This is a genomic window from Kitasatospora sp. P5_F3, assembly GCF_054049135.1.
In genome coordinates, this window is record NZ_JBFUMY010000112.1 from 1 (window position 1) to 17,797 (window position 17,797).

A 17,797-nucleotide genomic window follows, 5' to 3' on the forward strand; every position below is an offset into this window, starting at 1 on the left:
CATGCCCGCCTGCGGGTCGCATGCCCGCCTGCGGGTCGCCGTCGAGCGCGCTTTCGCCCGGCTCAAAACCTGGCGGATCTTCCGCCACGCCCGCTGCAGCCCGAACTGGCTCACGTCAGCCGTCGCAGCGATCCTCACCCTCACGGTCTACAGCTGAAAAGGCTCACTGGGACATCCCTTCCGGGAAGATCGGAACGTCCAGGATCCCGGAGTAGAGCTGCCTCAAGAACTCAACTACCCCCATCTGGTATTCCCACCATCCACCACCATGACCCTGTACCACGATCGGCCAGCTGTTGGGGTCGGTAGAGTTCACCCACCAGCACAGAAAATCCCCGTCGGGAGTTCCACCAAACTGCAGTAGGTACAGGCCGGGCTCTCCCGGGATCGGCGAACCCGCCAGATACCGGTCAATGATCTGCCGCTCCGAGATATATTCCTTCAACATCTCGCAGGAATCGCGATGCTCATCAACGAAGGCCGACTCCTTGCCTGGCATCGGAGTCGAGATCAAAATGTACTCGCCCACAGAGAAGGGCGGGTACTTCTCCGAAAGCGCCCGGTAGTCATCGGGAAATTTGATTCCACTGAATTCCTCTATGAGACCCCAGTCGATGACTCCCTGACGGCTGCCAGACCATGCACGGAGGCCTGGAAGCGCCGATTCGAGTCCAGTAAGAGATTGCGACAATTTTTTATGCTCCCTGGGCTAGAAACCCATCATGGCCACTGAGGTTTTCTCAGTGAAATGATCTCCGCAGGCTGGCGGAGTCCCGGTCGTCTCACGCCGGGTGGTGTAGGCCGTGAACATCTCTGCGGAAGGTCCGGTACAGCACACACTGGCGAAGCGGACCTTCCGGCACGCTCGGATCTTCGAAGTCGTCGGCCGGGTCTCGGGTCATGCCGATCCGGCGCATCACTGCCTGGGAACGAAGGTTGTTGACGGTCGTCGACGCAAGGACCTCCGGCAGCCCAAGGGCCTCGAAGCCGAAGGCCAGGCAGGCCAGGGCGGCCTCGGTGGCGTAACCGTGGCCCCACACCGAACGCGTCAACCGCCACCCGATATCCACCCCCGCGAACGGCATGTCCTCGCCCGCCTCGTCCAAGCCGGCGCGGCCGATGAACTCACCGGTCTCCCGTGCTTCGAGCGCCCACCAGCCAAAACCGCGCTCGTCGAACTCGGCCTGCATGGATGCCACGGTGGCATCGCTTTGCTCCCGCGTCAGCAGGTCCCCCAGGTGTTCTCGGACTTCGGGATCGGCGTTCATCGCCGCCCACGGTTCGAGGTCGGACTGCCGCCACCGGCGGAGCAGAAGACGATCGGTACGCAGTTCAGGCATGCCACCCAGGTAACGCGACCACGATCGGGGTGTCGATCGGTTATATGGAGCCCTATGATGCTCGCCAATGCCAGACCCATTGCGTAGATCCTCACGACTGGCACCACCTGGCGGGACACGCCCAGAGTCCAAGTCCACCGAATCGGCGCGAAGTTGCGGGCGCGCCCCCGGCTTCGTACAGCCGTGAAGCCCTGGTAGGACAGGTCCGCCAAGATCATGTCCGCAACTACCGCTCAGGCGAGAAGCCACCCATGCCCGTGATCTCTCCGGTTATGAGGCCCACAAGGAAGTCGACCATGCCGCAGCCGTGGTCCGTCCACTCCCCATACCCGCTCAGCACGAGGGTGGTCCATCTGTCTGGATTCGGATCCGACGTGTTCCAGAAGGCGTGGTTGGCACTGCAGTCCGTGGCCCAGGAGATCCGGCCGCGCAGTTCGGGGTCCTCATCCGGTTCCAGGTCCAGCAGGCCATATCCGTACTCGTTCAGTTCCTCGAACGTCAGCGGACCTCGGACCCCATCGACAGTCGGCAACGGCAGTCCTATGCCGAAACCGAAGCCGATGGAACCGCCACCATAGAGCGACACGAAGTCGCGGTAGTCCGCAGGAAAGCCTGTCCCCCACTTCCGCGTCGCCTCGTCCCAGTCGAGCGCATCGCCAGCACCGGGATGCGGCGGCATCAGCTCGACAAGCTTGGCCACACTCGGATGCATCAGGAGTCCTTCCATACTGGCCCGGGATGAGCACATCCAGCACAAACTCATGGGCACCACCGACAGCGACGACGCCGAGCACCCTACTGGCATCGGCCGTCCAGGACGTACGCACCGTAACCCACAGTTACCAACCACAGAACTCGTGCCAGAGCCGACTCTCGCCGATAGAGCCCCCGCCCCGGCACCCGGCCCCCGCCTCGGCCGAACTTCGCTGAGACGCCGTCAAAGTGAGACGGTCAGCGGGCTGTCGCCCGCCGGGGGCTGCTGCCGGTCCGTCAGGCCGTTGTCCGGGCACGGCCGCTGGCCGCCGTCCCGGTGCCGAGCAGCTGCGCCTGGTGGCCGCTGCCGTTGTGCCCGGAACGGGCAGCGTCGCGGTGCCTTCAGGCGGGGTCCCGGTCGTCCGGCCACCCGCCCTCGACGGCCGGGCTCGCGCCCTCGGGGACGTTCGCGGCTACGAGGGCTGCGGCCTCGTAGGCGCTGAGTCCGGTGCCCAGCTCTCGCCGCGCTCCCGACGAGGGTGGTGTCACGACCTGCCACAGTCCCGCTCCCGCTGGTGTCACCCGTGGCACGACCTCGTGAAACTCGACCGCCGTGCTGCTGAGGAGGCTGAACTGCCCGTGCGAGGGGAACGGGAAGAAGACCCGCAGCTTCGGGTGGGCGTACAGGGCTTGGTTGAGTTCGGGGTCGCCGAGGCGGATCACGGGGTTGCGTTCCATCGTCAGCCGCCACGCGGTGGACACGACCCGGCCGGCAGGCGCGCCGTCGCGCCACGCCGGGGTGCACGACGGCCAGGTGCGGCCCGGCGTAGGCGGTGCACCGCCCGGTGCCGGCGAGGTGGGATCTCGGACCCAGTGGGCGGGATCAAGCATTGGCTGCGGCCACCGGTACCGGCGGTCTGTCGCCCGGCGCGCCGTTGCGGCACTCTCGAAGGCGCGGCTTTTCGCGGGCGCACGAGGGGACGGGCGGGGGATGGGTGTTCCGGTGGGGCGGACGGGATGGGCGCAGTCGAGGGCTGTCGCGTGGTGGCTGCTGGCGGTCGGTTGGGGCAGCCAGACGGTAGGCATGCTCTCGGGGCTCTCCGGCTACCTCGCCTGGCGCTCGGCCCAGCACGACTCGGGCCTGGTCGAGTTGACGCTCGGGGAGAAGTACGTGCTACCGCCATCGATGATGGGGGCGGGGTTCCTGCTCCTGTCGGTCGGGCTGCGTCTGTGCCGCCGGGCACGCCAGCAGCTGGCGCCGGTGATCGCCGCGCCCGAGGAGGTCCTCGGCACCCGCTACGTGCTGTACTTGCGGACCTTCGACGAGGACGAGCTGAGGACGGCCTTCGAGGTGCCGGTGGTCCGCGGGCCGAGCGGACTGTTGGAGCTGTTCATGCTCTCCGACCGGACCGACGAGGAGCAGCTGGCCTCGGCGTTCGGGCAGATCGCCCCGATGGTGGCTGTCGGCCGACCCGGTGAGCCGCTGCCGCTGGCGGGGGCCCGGCGGCTCTACCTCCCGCTGGACGACTGGCAGGACACCGTGCTGGCGTTGATGCGCGGGGCCGAGCTGACCGTCCTGATGGCCGGCACGCGGCCGGGGTTCCTCTGGGAGTTCGTGCGCGCCCTGCACGACCTGTCGCCGGAGCGGTTGCTGCTGGCCGTTCCGATGGGCCCGCATGAGTACGAGGCGTTCCGGGAGCAGGCGGTCACAGCCCTCGCGGTACATGCCCGAGAGCTGCGCGAGGCGACCGGCGAGGAGTGGACGCCGCCCGCACTGCCCGACTATCCGCAGGGAGAGGCGCTCGACTACTTCCGTGGCCTGGCGGTGAGGGGAGCGATCCATTTCCAGGCCGACTGGCGGTCCCGGTTCGTGCGCTTCGACGTCGAGTACTTCGGATACCGCTATGGCAACCGGCTGCACCACGCCGTGACGCACGGGCTGCGTCCGGTGTTCGAGGCCGCCCGGAAGCGAGCCGAGGAACGCCCGACCTGACCCCCGCCCGGGCAGCGGCGCCATCTTGGCCTGCTCGCCCGGTACGTCGCTGAGGCGGGCTTCAAGGCGGCGGTTCTGGGCGGCCAGGACGGCTCTACCGGCGCGGGATACGGGCGGGGCCGAGGTCGAGGGGAAGGCGCGGTCAGTGGTGCTTGTGCCGACCTCCGGTCGATCATGGCGGCGGCGACGGTCTCGTCGCCGAGGGTCTCTCCCCAGCGTCCGAAGGGTTTGTTCGAGGCCGGCAAGGCGCCGTGGGACCGGCTCACTGAGCGAGCGGTACATCACCGCAGCAACGAATTCAGCCAATGCCGGAAACTGGCCGTGTGCGGTCAATTCGTCGTGGTAATACTGACTGAGCCGGGCCACGGGGGTGTTCCGGCACAGGGGGGTGCTGGATGTCATCCGGCTCACGGGCATTTGCCCGGCTGCTCACGGCGACGGTGCTTGTCGCCGTCTACATCGCGCTGCATCTGGCGATCACCGCTGGCCAGGACTTGCAAGCCCGTGACCGGTTCCGTGACGGCCCCGCCCGTGCGGCCACCTTCACCACCATGGTGGACCGCTACGCGAGCGGCGACGCGTCCGCGCCGGCCGAGATCGCGGCGGCGAAGGCGTGGTTCGAAGAGTACGCACCGGAGGGCCGTGCCCGCTCCACAGTCACCACCGCCGCTGACCTTGTTGCCAAAGAGAAGGCCTCCGACGCCCGGGACCGCGCCGCCACCCTGGCCACGGACATTGGGCAGGACCAGGCGGCACTCGACCAGGACCTCAACTCACAGGGACAGGCCGCACTGTGGCTCGCGGTCGCCGCAGGGGTGCTCACCGGACCGTCTCTGTGGCTGCGCCACCGGCGCAGGACGGCCACCGCGGCGATCGCGCACTTGGTCAGCCACTTCGCCGTACGGCAGCCAAGGTGGCGCCGACCGCTGTTCCTGACCGCCAGCAGTATCGGCTACACACTGTTCGGCTGCGGGTTCATCGCAGTCGGCACGGCTCAACGAAGCGGCTACAAGCAGCCGCTGGCAGCCCAGATCCTGATGCTGCCCCTGGGCCTGGCCGCAGTCGGCGCCGGCTTCCTGATCCTGAAGTACGCGCGCCCCCGCTCCACGCGCGGAGCGGCACGCGCGCTGCAGGCCGACGGCCGCCAGCCCGTGCTGTACCTGCGCAGCTTCGCCGACGACCACACAGCCGCGCAGATCGACGACGGCATACCCCTCAACATCCACTCGCGGGAAGAACAACTCGCCGCCGCACTAGGGGCGTTCGGTCCCGTGATCGCGGTGGGCAGGCCCGGGGAGCCCCTGCCGCTCCTTGGCGCGGCACGCTTCTACCTGCCGCTGGACGACTGGAAGCCAACCATCCTGCGGCTGATGGAACTGTCCCAGCTCATCGTTTTGCGGATGGGCTCCGGCGAGGGACTGCGTTGGGAGATCGAGCAGGTCACTGCCACGCAGCCCGCCCGCAAGCTGCTCCTGCTGACACCGGGGCGGGTGGCGGAAGCGGTCGAGAGCTTGGCCGGCCGCCTGCCGGTGCCGCCGCACCTGGAGGAGGTGGCAGCAGACGCTTCCTGGATCTCGGCGGCCATCACTTTCGGTCCCGAGTGGACGCCGCACGTGCGGGCGGTGGAGCCCGCGCCCGGCACCGAAGCTCTGCGAGGCGGGCGCCTGCGTCGCGGGTTCAGGGCTGTCAAGGCGGTGTTCTGGGAGCCCACGCCTGCGCGCCGGACGGTGAAGGCGATGAAGGGCGCGCTCGCAGCGGTGGGAGTCCGCCGGCGGCTGGTCGTGCTGCGCAGCGACAGCAACATGAGCGGCACGTTGGGCAGGGGCTACGTGGCGATCGCGGCCTTGGCCCTGCTCTTTCGGGTTCTTGAACTCGCAGGTGTCTGGTAGCGCCGAATCCCTGCCGGAACCGAGCACAGACCTTGGCATGACCTCGAGACCTGTACTTCAACGGAGGGGGAACCATGGACAGCTCAAGCAAGGGCAGCATCGGTAGTGCGAGCGCTGCCGGGAGACAACGACGTCGGCCGGTGGCTGGTTGGGCTGCCACGACAGCGATTCTGCTCTCCCTTACGCTCCTGCACGAGGTACTGATCGCGGCGGTCAACTGGCGTAACTACCAGCTCGTTCATGACTACCTCAATGGGGCGGCCACGGAAGCGGACCTCTATGCCGCCGACGCCGACACCCTCACGGCGCTGGGGGATTCGTTGCCGCTCTCCTTTCTGCTCTGGGGAGCAGCCGGGGTGGCGTTCCTCGTCTGGCTGTGGCGGGCGCGGATCAACGCCGAGTCGATGGGCGGCCGCGACGCCCACCGCCGGTCCCGACTGTGGGTGGTCGGGGCATGGATCACCCCAGTGGTCAGCTTCTGGTACCCCTACCAGGTCGCCTCGGACATCTGGCAGGCCAGCGCCCCCCGGCGGCCCCTCTCCAATAGCCTGGTCAAGGGCTGGTGGGCGTTCTTCCTCCTCGCCGAATTCGTCAAGCCGATCCAGTTGCGCATGGCCGCCGAGGAGTGGGAAACCGAGGCGGACGGGCTGGCTCTCGCGAACGTCACCACTCTGCTCACGGCGCTGTTCTTGGTGGCTGGTGTGCTGCTCATCCTCGTTATCAGGCGTGTCACCGCATGGCAGACTCACGCGCCGGAACTCGGCGGTGGTGTCCGGTGACCGTGGAGCCCGCGCCCGCAGCGGTTCCTGCGCCGAACCGGCCGCCGGAACTGCTGGAGCTGTACAAGCTCGCTGTGGAGATGGCCGACCGGGTCTCCGCCCGCCGAGGAACGGCCAACGCCTTCTTCCTCACCGTGCAGACCGCCCTGGTCACCGTGGTCGGCTTCGGCATCCCCCGACTGGAGGAGTCCACCTGGTGGGCGGTACTCGCCGTCACCATGGCCGGCCTCACCCTGTCGGGCGCCTGGTGGCTCCAGTTGCGCAGCTACCGGGACCTCAACACCGCGAAGTTCAAGGTCATCAACGAGTTGGAGAACAGCCTGCCCGTCCGGATCTTCGCCGAGGAGTGGAACTACCTCAAGGAGGACCCGATCCCAGCGGGGCGCAAACGCTACGCCGAGCTGGGTATCTCCGAGCGCCTTGTCCCCTGGGTCTTCGCCGCGGTCTATCTGCTCATCCTCACGGGCACACTGCTCAGGTGACCTACCTCGACGACCTCGCCGAACTCATCCGCTCCTGCCTACCCCCGACGGCCGCACCACCGGCCGACTCCGACGACCTCTTCCGCATCTACGCGGTACTGCTCCGAGCCAAAGGAGAGCAGGTCACCGACGAAGACGTCCACGATGCCTGGTCCGCATGGATGCAGTCAGTGGACGTCACCCATCGCGCACTGGTCCCCTTCCGGGACCTCCCCGCCGCGACACGAGCTTTCGACACCCCATACACGGAGGCGATCCGCGCGGCAGCGCGTAAGGCCCACCAGTAATCGCGCCTCAGGGCATGCCCCGCCCGCCAGGCCAGTGCGAGCAGCTGGCCTGAGGCCGGCACGTAGGCCGGACCACCTCGAGTGCGAGGACGCCGAGCCGGTGCTGGGCGGCGCGGTGCTGGGCGACCAGGTCGCGGCCGACGCTGACGTGGCGGCGCCACGCCTCGGAGGTGGTGCCGTCCGGGGCCAGCCCATCTCCAGTTCGGCGGCGGGTACGTCGGGACGGCCGTGGACCTCAGCGACCGCGCGGGCGACGATCCCGCCGACTACCTCGGCCGCGAGCGCTCCACCGTCGGCTTCCCGCTGGGCGTCGGCGAGGCATTCGGCGATCAGCTCGCTGCTCCCCGGTGCAGGCCGCTGACCTGCACCGGGGAGTTTGGGCACCACGCTGACCTGCGCGGGTGAGTTCCGCCTGCCGGGCGGTGAGTTTTGGTCCGGGCCACCGGTGAGTTTGGCCGCCCCGGACCGGCCCGCACCGGTGAGTTCGGCGCGTCAGCCCAGGTCATGGGCTGGTGAGTTTCTGGCGGGGGTGGGCTGTCTGGGTGAAGGGCGGTGGGCGCGTGCTGCCGGACGTGGCGCGTGCTGCCGGACGTGGAACAGCGAGCACCGCCTTCTCGGAGGGACCGTCGTGCGGACCGCTTGGCACCAGCCGGCCTGCACCACTTGGGCGGCCCGGTGACCGCCCCGACCATCGCACCCGCCGAATTCGCCGCGACCCTGCCACCACACGCCGTCTCCGCCACCGTGCTGCTCACCGATGAGGCGGGCCGGATCCTGATGCTGCATCAGGCCCGGGCCTACCCGGGCCATCCGGCGTGGTGGCAGCTCCCCGGCGGCCTCAGCGACCTGGGCGAGCAGCCGGTTGCCACTGCCCGGCGCGAGACGGCGGAGGAGACCGGCATCCACCTGACCGGGCCCCTGCGGCCCCTGGCCGTCGACTACCGCTCGGCCGCGGATGGCTGGCCGCCGGTCATCGACTTCGCCTTCGACGTCCCGGCAGTCGCCGACGTCTGGGATGTGGAGCTCAGCTCCGAGCACAACGCCTGTGCCTGGCGCACCTACGACCAGTGGCAGCCGTACCTTCAGCCGGAACAGCGGGCCTGGTTCAGCTCCCTGTGGCGGGCCCACCTCGCGGGCACCACCATGCTGCTCACCGACGGCCACGACGCCTCAGCACCGCCCCCGGCGCGTGCCGGTCAGTGACCACTGACCACCAGGCGCCGAGCATCGTGCTTCCCCTCGCTCGACCATTACCGCCGATCTCTGCAGGACCTGACGCTCGCTGCGACCGCTGGCAGGTGCTGAGGTGCCGGGAAGTAAATGACCCTGGGTGCTCGCCGAAGGTCCGGCCGGTGCTGGGGCGGCGTAAAGGTTGGCGGACGGACCGGGTAACGTCTTTGTCGTGAGCAAGAACATCAACAACCCCGTGGGCATGGGCGGTGGCCAGCGGAAGAGGCTGTCCCGCACCGAACGGCAGAACAACGGTCCGCACCGCAATCTCGACCGCCAGGGTGCGGCCGACCAGAAGGCGGAGCTGGTACGCAAGATGCGCGAGAAGGAAGGCGCAGCTGAGGGCGCTGGGCAGGCGGGCGACGACACCGTACAGAGCTGATGCACCGCCGCCGCAGGGCGGCACTGCACGGGACGGGCCCTGCCGCCGTCCCCCGAGCCCACGCCGGTGCGGTCACCGTGCCGGCGATCGGCCTGCACCTGTAGGCCGGCAGCGGACGGTCCAGAGCGGGACTGCCCCACGGTCGCGGCCACCGGGCCGCCCGGAGTGCCGGKCCCGGCGGCCCGGCCCCGGAAGCCAGGGCTGGCACCTGCGGGGACTCCTGGGAAACCGGCAGACTGGGCGGCCCCGCCCGGCAATCCGTCACCCGAGGACCTTCCTTGAGCACCCGCCCGTCCCGGCCCGTCGTCCTGGCCAAGGGCGGCAGCGCCCGGATCAGCCTGGCCAAGGCCGACCCCGAGGCGAAGATCACCTGCACCCTCTCCTGGCAGGGCCGCGAGGACGGGCGACACTCGGATTTCGACCTGTTCGCCCTCCATGTCCCCGCCGAGGCCGTCAACCCCGCGGCGGCGGCGACCACCGACGCGGTGGACCACCGCACCCCGGGCAGTCTGACCGCCGCGCCCCACCTCCTGCACAGCGGTGACGCCACCGTCCCCCGCCGCCCGGGCGCCGGTCACGAAGGCGACGTGGGTGCGGACGACGGCCAGGACGTGGCCGGGCCGCAGCCGGGCCGCGGTCTTGTCCTCGGGCAGCGGCGGGGAGGCGACGCCCTCCAGCTCGGGGAAGGTCGCGGCGATCCGCACCGCGTGCTCGGTGAGGAACCACGCCCGCAGCTTCCCGGCCTGCGGGAGGACGACGCTGTCCACCAGGCCCTCCTTGTTCAACCGGCGAGGGCGCCGGCGCATCTGCTCCGGGCCCGAGTCCGGGGTGTGCAGGACGCGCAGCTGCTCGGCGGTGGCCATCCGGAACTGGTACGGCGCGGCGATCACGGCGTGGTCGATCTCGGGCGGCACAGCCATCACGGACTCCTCGAAGGTCGGTGCCCGCCGCCCTGGTGGCAGTGGGCACCGCATGGAAGCCCTCGGCTCTCACCGGATTTCTCACCAGTAGAGGCCCCTGCGGTCACGATCCGACAACAGGCGCATTAACCGGCCCGACAACCGGGGTTACGAACCCGTGTGCCAACCGGCGGACGACCCTCCCGTCCGCTGCGCCCGGAATCCGGGCGAATCCGCAGGTCAGGGCGGGTGGTGAGTGGACGCCAAGGTGGAACTCGCCACCCCGACAACCCTTCCTTCCTTCTTCTTTTGGTCCTTGTAGTTGTGGTGGCAGTTGTCGTTGGTCGGTTGGGTTGGCCCTGCCGGGGGCTTTCTTCTTCCGGCGTCCGGCTGGGGCCGGCCGCGCGTGGTGGGGAGGGGCGCGGCGCGCGGCGGCCCAGAAGGGCCGCCAGAGGAGACGGGTACGGGTGGGCCCGCTGTTGGTGGGCTGGCTTGGTGGTGGGGCCTTGCTGGCCTGCCGGTGGCTGCCCGGCCCGGCCAGCGTCCTGAACCCGTCAAGGGCCGGTCCCGTGGTGCTGCCCCGTAGGGCTGGCGCTTGTCACGGTGTCATGCCGAGGCCGCCGACTCTGATGGAGTGGCGGCCCCGATGGTGCCAGGCGTTCCTACGCCTCGATCACGCCTGCCCCTTGATCATGGCGGCATACGCGGCTTCGTCCATCAGGCTGTTGAGCTCGGCCGCGTCGTTCACCTTCATCTTGAAGAACCAGCCGGCCCCCAAGGGGTCTTCATTGATCTTGCCCGACTCGTCGGCCAAGGTCTCGTTGATCTCGGTAACCGTGCCAGCCACCGGCATCATGATCTCGCTCGCCGCCTTGACCGACTCGATCACAGCCGCTTCATCGCCCTTGGCGAGCTGGGCTCCGACCTCGGGCAGCTGGACGAACACGATGTCCCCGAGATGGCCTTGGGCGAAATCCGTAATCCCAACGGTGACCACCCCATCGGCTTCCACGCGCAGCCACTCGTGCTCCACGGTGTACTTGACCTGCGACATGCGGCTCCCTGACCTCGTCAGCTCTGCGTATAACGGCCATCGCCGCCCTGGCTCTCCTGCCCAACCACTGCATGCGCCACGCGCAAAACCGCCGACCAGCGAACAGAGCCCGTCAGCTGTCGGGCTGCGCCGCCAGGCCGGCTGCTACTGAAGTTGAATTCGTGATGTCGGTCTGAAGGTGCTCAGCCGTCCATGATCAGGCCGGTGGCGGCTAGGCATCCGTCGACCAGGTGAGGGCGATACTGGATCTGCTTCAGGCTGCGCCTTACGGCTCGGGCGAGCTGGTCGAGGTTGGCGGCGGCGAGGTTGCCGATGGTGCGCTTGACCAACGACCAGATGCCCTCCTGCGGGTTGAGGTCCGGTGCGTACGAGGGGAGCTGGAAGACGGTCAGCCAGTCCTTGCTCGCCTGGACGAACTCCTGCATCGGTGGCATCAGGTGGGCGCGCAGGTTGTCCCACACGAGCACGATCGGGGCGCCGAGCTGGCTGTGCGCGCGGATCAGCAGGTCCCGGTAGTCCTGCCAGGCCAACCCCTTCTTCTCGCCCTTACGGCCGCGGTAGACGTGGAAGCTGTAGAACATCCGGGACCGCTGACCGGCCTTGTAGCAGCTCATCCCCGCCATCGAGACCCGGCCGCCGCCTCGCCCGCGCACCCGCACGATGGGCGTACAGCCGAGCCTGCCCCAGGTCCTGGCACGCGGCGGTCTCATCGACTGCCCGGCTTCGTCCTCAAAGACGAGCCAGGCCCCGCGAGCCGCCGCGGCGCTTTTACCTTCGGCCACACCTCCTTCTTCCACAACTCCACTGCCGTGTCGTCACGTTCGATCGCGCGGCGGGCGGGCTGCTGCCACGACCAGCCGTGGCGCTTGAGCAGGACCCACGTGCCCTCGACGGTGTAGGAGACGTGGAACATTCGGCCGATCAACGTCTTCACCCGGGCCAGCGTCCACCGCTGGTCCGCCCAGCCGTGGGCCAGCGGGCCGAGCTCCAACTCCCGTTCCAGTCGGATGATCTGGGCATCGGACAGCTTCGGCCGGCCGGGCGAGCCCTTCGAGGCGACTCCCGCCGCACCGCGCTCACGCCACTGCCTGCGCCAGCGCTCCACCGAGCGCACGCTCACCCGCAGCGTCACCGCGATGTCCCTGTTCTGCTCGCCGCCCTCGAAGCGTTCCACGGCCAGCCGCCGGATCCGCTCCCGCGCGGCTCTCTGCGAGTCGGTCAAACCGCCGCCCTGTGCATATCTCACAGCACACGACTACCGGGGCCGACCCTCCGCCGGCAGGCGAACGCTGCCGCTTCACCCAACCGAGCGACATCACGGATTCAACTTCAGTAGCCAGGTACTCGGGGCCTTGCTGTCAGCGGTGTTCGCGTCCGTTTCCATCAATGCCTGCACGGTAACGCGCATGACTGCCAATAGAGATGACGGTCAATCAGGCAGACAGTGCCTCGGGTGGCGCGGCAGGATGGTGGGGCGGCGCGCGGCGGTGCCGGCCGGCGGCCGACGGGGAGGGGACGATGGAACGGTTACGCGTCACCGGGGTGACCTATCTCGGCGGGCATCCGCGACACCCGCGCCTGATCGAGGGTCTGCGGCTGGATGTCGCCCTGGCGGGCCTGTCGGTGGGACGGCCGCTACGCAGCCTGCTCTCCGTGAGCTGGCCGTCGCTCACCTGGCTCTACGTCCTGACAGTGGAGGACGTCGGGAGAAAGGCGGACAGCTGGGAGTTCCTCTACTTCCCGAACCTGACGCGCGCATGGGAGAGTGGCGACGCCGCAAGCGTGATCGGGCTGGGCATCGACGACGTCACCTGCTGGCTGCTCGCGCCGCAGACTTCCGTCCGGGAGCTCAGGACGCGGCTGGCCTCTTGGACGCTCGGCGCCGCCGGCGCCCAGCGGCAGGCGGGCGCGGGCGACGCGGGCACGCCGGAACAGGTGGCTCGGCAGGCCATCGCGGTGTGGCGTGCGGCCGGCCTGGGCCGGGAGCAGCTGACCGACCGCAAGACGCTCTCCTACCGGCTCGCGGTCGCCGAGCAGCACCGCCGCAGCGGCGACCTCCTCAGCGCGCTGACGCTGCTCCAACAGCTCGCCACGCAGGCGGTCGAGACCTTCGGCACAACGGACCAGGCCACCATCGTGGCACGCAACAACCTCGCCTTCGCCCTGGCCGTCGGCGGTCTCCGGCGCGAGGCCATCGAGGCGTACTGGGAGATCCTGGACGACCTGGCGGCCGCCCGGATCGCCGACCAGGCCAAGGCGGAGATGTTCGCGCGCCAGAACCTGGCGCGACTGCACAACCCCCACTGGCGCCCCTGACAGGCCTCGCCGCCACGACGGCCGGCCTCGGGTCCGACCCCGCCGGCCGCCGACGGGATCCGCGCTGAGTAGTCCGCCTGCCCGGTCGCCCTAGCCGCCCGGCTACCGTTTCACCCTGTGACCTCACAGCATTTCGAGCGCCCGGATCAGCTTTTGGTAGACCAATCTGGGCTGGTGCAGGGGTCCTGTCTAGCGGCCCGGGGCGATCCAGGGCTCCTCGAGTTTGGTGACTGCGGGTGGTCGTCGTCCCGGTCGTTGGGGCTGTGCCGGGTCGGCCGGGCCGGGGGCCGCTCCAGGGTGCCGCGCACGAATTGACGGCAGGTCAGGAAATGTCTGCCGTTCCTGCCGTGGATTCTTTCGGACTGGGCTGGTGTTTCCGTCGGTTGAGACCCGGCAGCGGTGGCGGGAATTCCTACAGGAGTCTGACGGGATTGTGCGTGTGTGGTTTCGGTGGCCGGGGTCCGGTGGCGGCCGCCGTCCCGGCTCGCCGCCCGTCCTGGGTGGGCCGCTCCCCGGCTCAGGCCGCTCCCGGCCGCGCTGCTCCTGGCGGTGGCGGCCCGCGAGTTGCTGCTGCGCGGGGCGGGGCGAGCTGGGTGTTGTGTCCGTCTGGGCGGGCATGGTGGTGGTCATGGTGGCGCAGGGGCACATCGATGGGGTACGGGTGGCCGGGCGGGCCGGACGGGTCAGGCGCGAGATCGGCAGCGATTGGTGATCCTGTTGGTGCGCCGTGTCTCGCGGGGCGTTGGAGGGTGCATCATGGCCGGCCTGTGGTGCGGGACCTGGGTTCGCCCTGGCAGGACACGGTGGCTTCGGAGCGGACCGGGTGGCGCACGCGCGCGGCCTGGTTGTACGGCGAGCCTGTCTTTGCAGTCGACTACCGGATCTGCCGGCGTTGCCGGATCGGCTGGGTGGAGAGCCCCGCTACCGATGAGCCGTACCGCAGGTGTGGCCTGGCCGCGGCCGGCCTCGCCGCGTTGCGCGCCGAGCGACCTGGTCTGACCTGGCACACCCTCGGCGGGCACTTTCGTGAGTCCCGTCCCTTCTGGGAGGCCATTGGAAGCGGAATTCCTGGCGGCTACCGGCAAGGGCCCCTCTGCCCGCACGTCGATCGGGGCTGGCCGGAAACAGCGGCGCGAAACGCGGGAGGTACTCGCCGGGTAGCCCCGCGCCGCGGCCAGGAGCAGCCGGCCCTCCCGCCCGCTGCGCCCGGAATACGGGCAAAGCCGCAGGTCAGGGTGGGTGATGAGTGACCGGAAAGGTTGAACTCACCACCCCGACAACCCTTCCTTCCTTCTTCTTTTGGTCCTTGTAGTTGTGGTGGCAGTTGTCGTTGGTCGGTTGGGTTGGCCCTGCCGGGGGCTTTCTTCTTCGGCGTCCGGCTGGGGCCGGCCGCGCATGGTGGGGGAGGGGCGCGGCGCGCGGCCGGCCCAGAAGGGCCGCCAGAGGGGACGGGTACACGGGCTGGGTCGGGTGGCTGGGTGGTGGTGGATGGCCTGCTGGGGCCCTGCTGGCCCTGCCGGTGGCTGCCCTCTGGTCCTGGTCTGGTCTGGCCGCTGCCTGACCGGGCTGAGCGGGTCGGGGTGGACTACCGGGCGGGGAGATTCGTGCCGGGTAGTCCACCCGCCCGTCCTCCCCGGCTATCCGCTGTCGGCGTACGGCCTGACGTTGACTGGTACGCCGACAGCACCGGCCGAACACGAAGGGGTGCCCAGCTGCTTGGGCGGGAGCACCCACCGTCCGCCCCGGCCACGTTGGCGACGGCCTCCTCGGACAGTCAGCGCCACAGCGACGTCGATCTAGGCCAGGATCTGACCTGTATCACGCCTAGTGTGTCTCTCGTCGACGGGACAACACCTCACGAAGGCGGAGAGAGCATGACCGAGTCCACCACCCATCCCCTGACCCCGGCCCTCACCGGCGAGCGCGCCGATCTGCTGGAGCAGCTCGGCAAGGCGCGGTTCTTCCTGCGCTTCACCGCGAACGAACTCACCGACGCGCAGGCCGCCGAGCGTTCCACCGTGAGCGAGCTCTGTGTGGGCGGGCTGGTCAAGCACGTCAGCGAAGTGGAGAAGGGCTGGGTCGGGTTCATCCTCGAAGGCCCGTCCGCGATGCCGGACTTCACCGCCATGACCGAGGAGGACTGGGCTCACCGTCGGGACGGCTTCAACCTGCTGCCCGGTGAGACCCTGGCCGGAGTGCTCGCCGACTACGCCGAGGTCGCCCGCCGCACCGACGAGCTGGTCGGCAGCTTGCCCGACCTGGACAGCTCCCACCCGCTGCCGAAGGCGCCCTGGTTCGACGGCGAGGCCCGGTGGTCCGCCCGCCGAGTACTGCTGCACATCATCGCCGAGACCGCCCAGCACGCCGGTCACGCCGACATCATCCGTGAGGCCCTGGACGGCGCGAAGAGCATGGGCTGACCCTCCGGGTCCCGGACTCGTGCCGCTGCCCCAACTGCCCGACGGCGCCGGGCTGGTGTCGGTTGATGCCACAGGGTGACTGCCACGGCATGGCGTCCTGGCGCACGTGGGCCGGCGCTGCCTGACCCACCGTCGGTACCTGGTCTTGGTCGCGAACCGTCCGGGATCTGCCGCCCTGGTGAGGACGTTGAGGGCTCAGCTTGACTCTGTCGGGGATCTTGGAGTTTCCCGGTGTGCCCGCCTGGCCAGCGGGCATGCTCGTGGCTGATCGAAGACCGATGCAGTTGTCGAGGTGTCAGTTGTCGCTCCGCCCCCGTTCCGGTGAGCAAGTCCCCACTCTGACCGCGAAGATCGCGCGGGCGAGCAACCCGGGCGGTACGACCGCGATGTGGGTCAGAGACCGGCTGGACGGGCTGTGGTGCGACGAGGACTTCGCCGGCTGGTACCCGCGCGACGGACGCCCTGGCATCTCACCTGCCCAGCTGGCCACCGTCTGCGTGCTGCAGTTCCTCCTCGGCCTGTCGGGCCGACGCCGCGCACCGCCAGCTCGCCGGAGCGGCCGCCGACCCCCTCTACACCGCCCTCGCCCGCGCGGGACTCCACACCCTGACCGACGACGACCATAGGGCCGTCCGCGAACTCACCCGTCACCTTGACGCCGCCACGATGCACCAGGTCGTGAGCTGGTTCGAGCGCAGCACTCGCGTCGTGGCCCTCGCCCTGCGCGGAGAGCAGGTCCCGCCCACCCGGTGTGAGCGGACTCCTGTAAATGGCTCTGGCGCGAGTTCCGTGATCGGCGCGGTCCTCCTGGTCAGCCCGTGGTGGCCATAGGGCATGCTGGTGCGGTGAGTGATCCCCAGACAGAGTGGCAGGCGTGGCTGAACGGCCTGGATGCCAAGTCACAGGCCTTGGCACTGTCGTTGCGTGCCCAGTTCGACGCTCTTGGTGCGGCTGACGCCGCGGACTGGGTCAAGTCGGAGTTGAGCGAGGACCTGCCGCAGCTCGCCCGGTTCATGCTGCTGCGAAGCCTGTGGCGCAGTCCGATCGACGACTGGGCCGACTCGAGCGCGCTCGATCAACTCCCAGCCGCAAAGCGGCTCCTTGCCGCTGGTGCGGACCGGGCCGACCTGGTTCTCCTGGCCCGCGCGGTGGCCTATGAGGCGGTGTTCACGACGCTTGACGAGCTTGACGCCGGCGGTGATGTGAACGCCTCGGGCGTTGATGTCGGCTGGAGGGTGATGGAGACCGGGGATGACCTCTCTCCGACGGGGCGAGTCCTCGCGGGTCTGCACGAGGATCTCCTCACGATGGATCCCAGTGGGCGTGACGGAGCTGATCTGTGGCGATAGGGGCAGTCCCCTGACTGACTGCCCAGCCCTCACGGCCGGGCGAGGAGTACGCGCTTGCGGAGGAGGTCGAGCTTCGCGCGGCCAAACATCTGACGCTTGATCATCTTGATGCGGTTGACGTGACCCTCGACCGGGCCGGAGTTCCAGCGGAGCGTGAGGCCAGCCATGACGGCGTCCCAGTCCTTGCGCAGACCGGTGGCGAATGCCCGCAGCTCAGGCAGGACGCTGCCCTCGGCATCCGTGGTCCACTGCTCAAGTTCTTCCTGTCCTCGGCGGTTGACGAGGATGGAGGCGAACCGAGCGATGAGGTCGCAGGTGGCGTCCAAGTCCGCACTGCGGTTGCGGAGTTCCTTCAGGACGACGCGGTCGGCTTCTGGCCGGTTGTCGGGGTGGGTGAGGATCAGCCTGGTCACCTCGCGGACCTTGGGGACCGGCGGGCGGGCGGTCGGCCTGGCGTTCTCACGGAGCCGGTGCACGAAGCGGCGCACGGTCCGCTCGCTGACGGTCAGGCCGCGTTCGGCGAGTTCGTGGTGGAGGCGGTCGGCGCTGAAGCAGCCCTCGTTGAACCGGGCGATCAGGTAGGCGGCGTGGCCGTCCAGGCTGGTCTGCCGGCCGCCGGTCGGCCCGGAACCGATCAGCTCCTCGGGGGTGGCCGCGCGCATGAACTTGCGGACTGTCTTGGGG

At 69.3% G+C, this 17,797-nt stretch carries 19 protein-coding genes and 1 pseudogene; 13 read left to right on the plus strand and 7 right to left on the minus strand.

Annotated elements, in window-relative coordinates; genetic code table 11:
- Window positions 1–157, plus strand: a pseudogene (locus tag ACXJMZ_RS34570) (IS5/IS1182 family transposase); the annotation flags it as partial.
- A gap of 6 nt (window positions 158–163) precedes the next feature.
- On the opposite strand, the gene ACXJMZ_RS34575 reads toward ACXJMZ_RS34570, so the two are convergent.
- The 4 genes from ACXJMZ_RS34575 to ACXJMZ_RS34590 all read right to left on the minus strand — a co-directional run bounded on the left by ACXJMZ_RS34575 (window position 164) and on the right by ACXJMZ_RS34590 (window position 3,119).
- Window positions 164–691: a hypothetical protein gene (locus ACXJMZ_RS34575; protein ID WP_457033979.1), complete on the minus strand. Its 528-nt coding sequence runs from the start codon at window positions 689–691 to the stop codon at window positions 164–166.
- Between the two features lie 91 nt (window positions 692–782).
- Window positions 783–1,340 carry a GNAT family N-acetyltransferase gene (locus ACXJMZ_RS34580; protein ID WP_457033980.1) on the minus strand — a complete coding sequence of 186 codons (558 nt, stop codon included), beginning with the start codon at window positions 1,338–1,340 and terminating at the stop codon, window positions 783–785.
- 226 nt (window positions 1,341–1,566) lie between these two features.
- Window positions 1,567–2,040 carry a hypothetical protein gene (locus ACXJMZ_RS34585; protein WP_457033981.1) on the minus strand — a complete coding sequence of 158 codons (474 nt, stop codon included), beginning with the start codon at window positions 2,038–2,040 and terminating at the stop codon, window positions 1,567–1,569.
- 395 nt (window positions 2,041–2,435) lie between these two features.
- A complete protein-coding gene (locus tag ACXJMZ_RS34590; RefSeq protein ID WP_457033982.1) occupies window positions 2,436–3,119 on the minus strand; it encodes a DUF6193 family natural product biosynthesis protein in 684 nt (227 codons plus the stop codon).
- On the opposite strand from ACXJMZ_RS34590, the gene ACXJMZ_RS34595 reads away from it, so the two are divergent.
- From ACXJMZ_RS34595 to ACXJMZ_RS34635, 9 genes are all read left to right on the plus strand, one after another.
- A complete protein-coding gene (locus ACXJMZ_RS34595; RefSeq protein WP_457033983.1) occupies window positions 3,118–4,026 on the plus strand; it encodes a hypothetical protein in 909 nt (302 codons plus the stop codon). The genes ACXJMZ_RS34590 and ACXJMZ_RS34595 overlap by 2 nt on opposite strands.
- 395 nt (window positions 4,027–4,421) lie before the next feature.
- Window positions 4,422–5,915 carry a transferase gene (locus ACXJMZ_RS34600; RefSeq protein WP_457033984.1) on the plus strand — a complete coding sequence of 498 codons (1,494 nt, stop codon included), beginning with the start codon at window positions 4,422–4,424 and terminating at the stop codon, window positions 5,913–5,915.
- A gap of 74 nt (window positions 5,916–5,989) precedes the next feature.
- Window positions 5,990–6,694 (plus strand): DUF4328 domain-containing protein, encoded by a 705-nt coding sequence (locus tag ACXJMZ_RS34605; RefSeq protein ID WP_457033985.1) that lies wholly within the window; start codon window positions 5,990–5,992, stop codon window positions 6,692–6,694.
- Entirely contained in the window at window positions 6,691–7,176 is a 486-nt protein-coding gene (locus tag ACXJMZ_RS34610; RefSeq protein ID WP_457033986.1) for a RipA family octameric membrane protein, read from the plus strand. The genes ACXJMZ_RS34605 and ACXJMZ_RS34610 overlap by 4 nt, the downstream gene beginning before the upstream one ends.
- The gene (locus ACXJMZ_RS34615; RefSeq protein ID WP_457033987.1) at window positions 7,173–7,463 is read left to right on the plus strand and encodes a DUF7701 domain-containing protein; all 291 of its coding nucleotides are present in this window, start codon (window positions 7,173–7,175) and stop codon (window positions 7,461–7,463) included. Before ACXJMZ_RS34610 ends, ACXJMZ_RS34615 begins: the two co-directional genes overlap by 4 nt.
- A gap of 228 nt (window positions 7,464–7,691) precedes the next feature.
- Entirely contained in the window at window positions 7,692–7,868 is a 177-nt protein-coding gene (locus tag ACXJMZ_RS34620; protein ID WP_457033988.1) for a hypothetical protein, read from the plus strand.
- A gap of 270 nt (window positions 7,869–8,138) precedes the next feature.
- The gene (locus tag ACXJMZ_RS34625; protein ID WP_457033989.1) at window positions 8,139–8,666 is read left to right on the plus strand and encodes an NUDIX hydrolase; all 528 of its coding nucleotides are present in this window, start codon (window positions 8,139–8,141) and stop codon (window positions 8,664–8,666) included.
- Window positions 8,667–8,865: 199 nt separating this feature from the next.
- Entirely contained in the window at window positions 8,866–9,075 is a 210-nt protein-coding gene (locus ACXJMZ_RS34630) for a DUF6243 family protein (protein WP_457033990.1), read from the plus strand.
- A 278-nt stretch (window positions 9,076–9,353) separates the two neighbouring features.
- On the plus strand, window positions 9,354–10,124 hold the full coding sequence (locus tag ACXJMZ_RS34635) for a hypothetical protein (RefSeq protein WP_457033991.1): 771 nt from the start codon (window positions 9,354–9,356) through the stop codon (window positions 10,122–10,124).
- Between the two features lie 523 nt (window positions 10,125–10,647).
- Here the strand turns inward: ACXJMZ_RS34635 and gcvH are convergent.
- Together gcvH and ACXJMZ_RS34645 are read right to left on the minus strand one after the other, a co-directional pair.
- Window positions 10,648–11,028 carry a glycine cleavage system protein GcvH gene (gene gcvH / locus ACXJMZ_RS34640; protein ID WP_457033992.1) on the minus strand — a complete coding sequence of 127 codons (381 nt, stop codon included), beginning with the start codon at window positions 11,026–11,028 and terminating at the stop codon, window positions 10,648–10,650.
- Between the two features lie 182 nt (window positions 11,029–11,210).
- A protein-coding gene (locus ACXJMZ_RS34645) for an IS630 family transposase (RefSeq protein WP_457033993.1) occupies window positions 11,211–12,274 on the minus strand; the annotation gives its coding sequence in 2 pieces (ribosomal slippage) (window positions 11,211–11,827 and window positions 11,827–12,274; 1,065 coding nt in all).
- A 272-nt stretch (window positions 12,275–12,546) separates the two neighbouring features.
- Between ACXJMZ_RS34645 and ACXJMZ_RS34650 the strand changes: the two genes are divergently transcribed.
- From ACXJMZ_RS34650 to ACXJMZ_RS34660, 3 genes are all read left to right on the plus strand, one after another.
- Window positions 12,547–13,344: a hypothetical protein gene (locus ACXJMZ_RS34650; protein WP_457033994.1), complete on the plus strand. Its 798-nt coding sequence runs from the start codon at window positions 12,547–12,549 to the stop codon at window positions 13,342–13,344.
- Window positions 13,345–15,218: 1,874 nt separating this feature from the next.
- The gene (locus ACXJMZ_RS34655) at window positions 15,219–15,764 is read left to right on the plus strand and encodes a DinB family protein (RefSeq protein ID WP_457033995.1); all 546 of its coding nucleotides are present in this window, start codon (window positions 15,219–15,221) and stop codon (window positions 15,762–15,764) included.
- An 845-nt stretch (window positions 15,765–16,609) separates the two neighbouring features.
- On the plus strand, window positions 16,610–17,113 hold the full coding sequence (locus ACXJMZ_RS34660) for a hypothetical protein (RefSeq protein WP_457033996.1): 504 nt from the start codon (window positions 16,610–16,612) through the stop codon (window positions 17,111–17,113).
- 29 nt (window positions 17,114–17,142) lie between these two features.
- Here ACXJMZ_RS34660 and ACXJMZ_RS34665 read toward each other — a convergent pair.
- A partial coding sequence (locus ACXJMZ_RS34665) for a transposase (RefSeq protein ID WP_457033997.1) occupies window positions 17,143–17,797 on the minus strand: 655 nt, incomplete at its 5' end.